The 3,842-nt window shown below is 42.6% G+C and carries 2 protein-coding genes and 1 riboswitch; of the genes, one reads left to right on the top strand and one right to left on the bottom strand.

The window, feature by feature from the left end; translation table 11 throughout:
• Positions 1–287: 287 nt before the first annotated feature.
• Complete coding sequence (locus AB4653_RS20085) at positions 288–2,270, top strand: methyl-accepting chemotaxis protein (protein WP_372105151.1); 1,983 nt, start codon at positions 288–290, stop codon at positions 2,268–2,270.
• 178 nt (positions 2,271–2,448) lie between these two features.
• On the opposite strand, the gene AB4653_RS20090 is transcribed toward AB4653_RS20085, so the two are convergent.
• The gene (locus AB4653_RS20090) at positions 2,449–3,195 is read right to left on the bottom strand and encodes a phosphatase PAP2 family protein (RefSeq protein WP_102258230.1); all 747 of its coding nucleotides are present in this window, start codon (positions 3,193–3,195) and stop codon (positions 2,449–2,451) included.
• A 383-nt stretch (positions 3,196–3,578) separates the two neighbouring features.
• A riboswitch (FMN riboswitch) is annotated at positions 3,579–3,729 on the top strand.
• Positions 3,730–3,842 lie beyond the last annotated feature (113 nt).

Here is a 3,842-nt window from a genome sequence, read left to right on the forward strand (position 1 = left end):
TACCACTTTGTGATTATGCAGTGCGTGTCAATTTTTAGTCACTGCGTCAGAGAAATGTTGTTACACGTATTTTTCGTCTGGTTAAGTCAGATAGTTAACAGTTTTATTCATAAACCAATGAGTTTTATAAGGTTAAATGTTAACGTCCTCTGCGCTGAACTGTGTAGTTAGGTCATGGTTTACATAGGTCAGCTTGAATAATTATAGAGTCACAATTAAGGCGCACCCGTTAGAAGGAAGCCAAATTCGATGACTGAGAAGATTTGTTAGTTGTTAGGGAAATAATAATGAATTTAACCGATATGTCATTTAAGCAAAAAATCATCGCTTTGCTTATCTTACCGATCTTAGGGTTTTTATGGCTTAGTGTTTCTGCCATTTCAAAAGGCGTAGAAACCACCAGTGAAATGTCGTCATTAAACCAACTTACGCGTTTGTCGGTTGTGTACAGTGAGTTGGTGCACGAGTTACAGAAAGAGCGTGGTATGACGGCTGGTTTTATCGGGTCACAGGGAAACAAGTTTGGCAGTGAGCTAAAAGCACAAAGAATTAACGCAGACAGCAAACGCAATCAAAGAACCGAGTACTGGCAGTCTGAAGAAATCGGCTTATCGCAGATCGCGCGTCTGAATACTGAAATCAGCCAAAGTCTCAACCAAATTACTTCGATTCGCAATAGAGTGGATTCTCAATCAATTCCGCTTTCTGAAGCATTAGGCTACTACACCAAACTTAATGCTAAGTTATTGAGTGTATCTGCATTAATTGCTGAGCTAAGTACTGATGCTACCATCACGACAGAAACCATCGCCTACTATAACTTTCTACAAGGCAAGGAGCGTGCGGGTATCGAACGTGCGGTTCTCAACAACACCTTTTCTAAAAATGAATTTGGCCCGGGTATGCTGGTTAAATTCATCTCTTTGGTAACCGAGCAAAATACATATTTTGCGAACTTTGAAGTTTTTGGTAACCCAGATAACGTTGATTTCTTTAAACAACAACTGAATGATCGCTCGGTGGCTGAAGTGGAAAAACTTCGTGATGTGGCTGAATCGAAAATGAGTGGTTTTGATGTCGATCCTGTTTATTGGTTTGCTCAATCGACGGCACGAATTGTTCAGCTGAAGAAGACTGAAAATCAGTTAGCAGAGTCTCTTATTACACTGACGGATCAGAAAACTCAGCAAGCTCAATCAGCAATGATGGGCAGCATTGTGATGTTTGTTGTGATCACTTTGTTCGCAACTTTTGTTAGCTTCAAAGCCATTACTGATTTAACGACTCGAGTTAAAGATCTAACGCGAGTGCTTTCTAAAGTCCGAAATGACAATGACTTAACCGTTCGTGCGACTTACGAAGGTAATAGCGAGCTGGGTCAAATCTCATCGTCGCTTAATGAAACATTAGAGAAGTTTTCTCAAGTTATCGATAACCTATCTCAATCTAGCCTGACACTTGCTTCAGCAGCAGAAGAGACGGCGCAAACTTGCCAATACAACTCAAGCACCTTAGTTGAACAGCAAGACCAGATTGGCTTGATTGCGACAGCAACAGAAGAGCTATCAGCGACGGTGAATGAAGTCGCGGCTAAAACACAGCAAACGGCAAGCTCAGCGAAGATCGCTGATGAACAATCACAGCAAGGTTTAAGCACGGTCCAACAATCCTATGAGTCGATAGAAACCTTGGCTTCTGAGATTAACGGCCTCGCTGAAAAAATCACTCATCTACACGAAAGTAGCAACAACATTAACAGTGTGATTGATGTGATTAAATCCGTTGCCGAACAAACCAATTTGTTAGCGTTAAATGCAGCGATTGAAGCCGCACGAGCGGGCGAGCAAGGTCGTGGGTTTGCAGTAGTAGCTGATGAAGTGAGAGCCTTAGCGAGTCGAACACAAGCGAGTACACAACAGATTGAACAAGCGCTGACTCGTTTGCTTTCAGTGAACAAGAATGTTGAAGAGTCTATGAATAAGACGAAAGGGACTTGTGACGAAACATTTAATAACACAGAGAAAGTGGGCAGCAGCTTAAATGAGCTAACGTCACAAGTAACGGGTATCAATGACCTAAGCATTCAAATTGCAACGGCCGCAGAAGAGCAAAGCAGCGTAACTCAGGAAATTAGTCGTAACATGGTGGCTCTGAGTGACATTGTAAATGAACTCAACAAAAATGGAGATCAAGCTTTGGTGCAAACCAACAATATCTCCCAAGTAAACGAACGACTGGCATCAATGGTTGGTATGTTTAAACTGCGTTAATTCATACTAAAACAGTTAGTTAAAATGAAACTTGTAGTGTGTCGCGGTTATGGTTTCAAATAGCGTCTATAGTTTTTCAATAGCAGTCATCGTTTAAAATAGCCGCCTTCTCCGAAGGCGGTTTTTTATTCCTCTCTTTCAAAAGCCCCACCAGAGCTCTTCTAGGCAAGTTTATTACTCATTTGCGATCTCTTAGAAACATCGGTAACAAAAGTTCTATTCTTTGCGTCGGAATCAGTGGCACCAATAGGTAAATCAAACCGGCAAAGGCGATAGACGCAGCTAAGTCTTCAGGGCGGTGCATACCAAGCCAAACACGACTATAAGCAACGCCACCAGCCCAAACTAGCAAACCGCCGACTAAGTAAAAACGTTTCGCTTCTAGGAACAAGCCGCCAAAGAACGCCAGACACACGCCAACGAAAATCATGTGCCCAGATGGGAAAGAATAGTCAGTCTCACCTAGCCAATGACGTGTTCGCCACTCACTCACCTTGTCTTGCACAGATGCAATCGCTGCGTTCTTTTCTAGCAATGGCAGTTCGTAAAACAGCTCTGGCATTTCAACGACTTCTTGCGTCACCAAATACTCAGAATAAGGACGCGGGCTTTCTGTAGAATGCTTTAAGAAAGTTTTTGCTGCAAAGCTGAGAACCAACAACAAGCCGAGCTGCAGACAAAGGCTGACGAGCTTAGCTTTGGAAAATTTCATCTTGAGCAATACCAAAGACAAAACAGCTAGCGTTACCAAGAATCCTTGATTACCCGCCGAGTAAGTCACAAACGTTATGAAGGCGCCTTGGAAAGGCGAAACCGCAGCCCCAAGGTCAAAATTAGATCCAAAGATCAAAAACGGTACGAGAGAAGACAAACTTAAAACGAGCAGTAATAAGCCTTTGGATTTGTTAGAGAACGGAGATGTCATGACTAAAATCTTTTGGATAAAGTGGATGGATGCTAGCGCAGCTTAGCACTGCCAATATCAATTTTATGTCAAAACGGTCATTAAGCCGTCATGGTCTAACAATGTTCGATTGATGAACCTCTTGAGTATTGATTCGGTGAACAGCCACGCCAGCATCAACAATGTTCGACATCCACTTATGTTCATAGAGCAACAAAGACCACTCAAACCAGCTGATTCAAAGGTCTTATCCCACTAAAGACTGCCGGACACGTTCTGCTGATAAAGTGAACACTTACCCGACTATAAGGCCGGAATCTGAAAAACTTTGCTGTCAGTCCTTTAAATCCACTATTGAAAGGATTACCATCTGGTCTGCTTTCAAAGCAAAATAGATTATTAATTTTTATTCTCAGGGCGGGGCGAAATTCCCCACCGGCGGTATGTCCTTAGCAAAATCTAAAGATAAGCCCGCGAGCGCTCGATTCGTCGAGGTCAGCAGATCTGGTGAGATGCCAGAGCCGACGGTCATAGTCCGGATGAGAGAGAATGAAAACACACTCGTTTAACTTGGAAAGGTGTACCTATTTATTAGGTTCATGCCTCCAACTTAGACGGGTGCATTTCGTTTTGGATAAAACCATAATGAGCTAATACCAATCACAGTA

The organism is Vibrio sp. 10N.222.48.A3 (assembly GCF_041475345.1).
Classification (GTDB): domain Bacteria; phylum Pseudomonadota; class Gammaproteobacteria; order Enterobacterales; family Vibrionaceae; genus Vibrio; species Vibrio tasmaniensis_A.